We start from the raw sequence: 2,058 nt of genomic DNA on the forward strand, positions 1-2,058 counted from the left end.
TCCCTATCAGTTGCCCCAGGATCTCGAAGAAAAGTTGCTGAAGCTAATGGATTACTTTGGCTTGAACTATGGCGCGATTGATATTATTTTAACTCCCGATGGTCGCCATGTATTTCTTGAGGTCAATCCAGTGGGAGAATTCTTCTGGCTTGAGCTTTGCCCTGGCTTACCAATTTCCCAAGCTATTGCTGATGTTTTGCTGAACTTAGTGCCACGGCGTTCTTAGTATAGCAAAGGGAGCAGGCAATAGGGAGAATATAGCGCTACGGGCAAGGCAATTCCTGTGTTCACCCAGATACAAACGCTATCTATCATAGTAACATAGGTAAAATAGTTTGTTTATAGTCTGGGTTTAACTTCAGGATAATCTGAGCATGAAAAAGCAATTATTTTATCTAATTAAAATAACATCTACTAGTTTAATTACTTGCGCTTTAGGTCTAGAAATTTGGTATATTTATTTACAGTTAACCCATAGCTCTCTACCAAGTAACCTCTATTATGTATTGTGGCTAGGAAGTATCGCTTTAATATCCCATTTCATTGAAGGTGTAATCGCTGCTTTTAAAGCTGACAGTTGTGATAAAAATCCTATAACCTATGGCATTTATACGTTTTTTGTGGGGTTTGTTGGATTGTGGGAATTATTGAATCCAAGTTCAGAAAGTTCTAGCTATAAATAAACCGTTGTACTGGATTATTTCCCGATATCAAGCAAAAAATGATTAGTGTAACTGACCAATTAGAATTGAGCGACCCTATTTTAGCAAGAGCCATATCCACAGGGCAAACGCATCTTAAGATTATGGTGTGGATGCACCTTAGCTGCATCATCCCATTTCTTCCTAACTAGGGCGCTCTAGCAGATGCGATCGCGAATAGTTCGCTTTTTGCCCACAGGTGGTGCTCGCGCCGCTAAGCTTGAGGCCGTTACAGGTAAAGCTCGGACTATACTAAAATAGTCAATAGGTTTTAGAGAATCATGCTCCAAGAACTTGAAGCGGTATTTGATCGGACAGCTCTTCAACTGGAAGTGCCCTTAAACTTAGCTGCAGGTACAAGGGTAAGGATTATTGTTGAAAGTGTTTTGCCTGATTAAGTAAGGCAACCTACAACATTCCTTCAAACTGCTCAGTGTTTAAAATTACATGGTGACCCAGATTGGTCAGAGAAAATTGACCAATATTTGTATGGGGAAACTGTTTCTGAGAATGACTGAAGTTTTTTTAGATACTTCTTTTGCGATCGCATTATCTTCGGTCACCGATCATAATCATCAACGGGCTGTCAATCTTGCCAATCAAATTCAAACTAACAAAACTTGTTTGGTAATGTTGTAGTTATCAATTAGGCTTCTTATTTATTATTGAAAATTTATTATTGAAAATTTCAGGAAATTCCCCTTTCTGGTTAAACCATTTTGCTATTCAGCAACGCCAACCCAAAAGCTATAATTGCTTCAAATAGCTAATTGCCTAACACCTATGAGTCAGCAGCTAACTCTAGAAATCAGCGATGAAGTCTACGCCGACCTACAGCGTAAGGCCAATGCAGTAGGAATATCCATAACGGATTGGATAGTCGCCGTTCTCAGCAGACAAGACGGAACTGTTAGCACTACGATGCTGTCTGCTGAGCAGCAAGAGCAGGCACGACAGAAGTTCAAAAGCCATGCAGGTGCCATCAGTCTAGGACACGCAACGGGTGTAGATAACTTAGAGATTGATGCTGACCTAGCCAGAGCTTATAGTGATGAGTATTAGAAGCGGAGTTATTTTGTGCTTCTAGACACATCAGGTTTGTTGTGCTATATCCATCGGGACGAACCACAGCATAAAAAAGCGGTGCAGTTAGTCGATGATGCAGGCAATAAACTCTTGACTCATAGCCATGTCTTAGCTGAGTTGGTTGCTCTTGCACTGATCCGCCGGTTCCCTCGGGCTAAAGTTTTGGAGTTTGTGGTTGACTTGGTTGATAATCCAGACATTGAAACAGTCTGGGTTGGTGAACAACTACACCGAGAAGCCATGCAGCTTTTAGCTGATCGGCAGGACAAGA

The 2,058-nt window shown here is 41.1% G+C and carries 4 protein-coding genes and 1 pseudogene; all 5 read left to right on the top strand.

Annotation, left to right across the window (positions count from 1 at the left end; genetic code table 11):
* A pseudogene (locus tag F6K53_RS38305) lies at positions 1 to 226 on the top strand (MvdD family ATP-grasp ribosomal peptide maturase); the annotation flags it as partial.
* A 148-nt stretch (positions 227 to 374) separates the two neighbouring features.
* Positions 375 to 683: a hypothetical protein gene (locus F6K53_RS38310; RefSeq protein ID WP_293059289.1), complete on the top strand. Its 309-nt coding sequence runs from the start codon at positions 375 to 377 to the stop codon at positions 681 to 683.
* Between the two features lie 492 nt (positions 684 to 1,175).
* Positions 1,176 to 1,340, top strand: coding sequence for a hypothetical protein (locus F6K53_RS38315; protein WP_293085015.1), 165 nt, complete (start codon positions 1,176 to 1,178; stop codon positions 1,338 to 1,340).
* A 144-nt stretch (positions 1,341 to 1,484) separates the two neighbouring features.
* Positions 1,485 to 1,763 carry a hypothetical protein gene (locus F6K53_RS38320; protein ID WP_293065962.1) on the top strand — a complete coding sequence of 93 codons (279 nt, stop codon included), beginning with the start codon at positions 1,485 to 1,487 and terminating at the stop codon, positions 1,761 to 1,763.
* A 15-nt stretch (positions 1,764 to 1,778) separates the two neighbouring features.
* Positions 1,779 to 2,058: PIN domain-containing protein (locus F6K53_RS38325; protein ID WP_293085018.1), on the top strand; the 280-nt coding region annotated here is incomplete at its 3' end.

Origin of the sequence: Moorena sp. SIO4A1 (assembly GCF_010672065.1) — a bacterium.
Lineage (GTDB): Bacteria > Cyanobacteriota > Cyanobacteriia > Cyanobacteriales > Coleofasciculaceae > Moorena.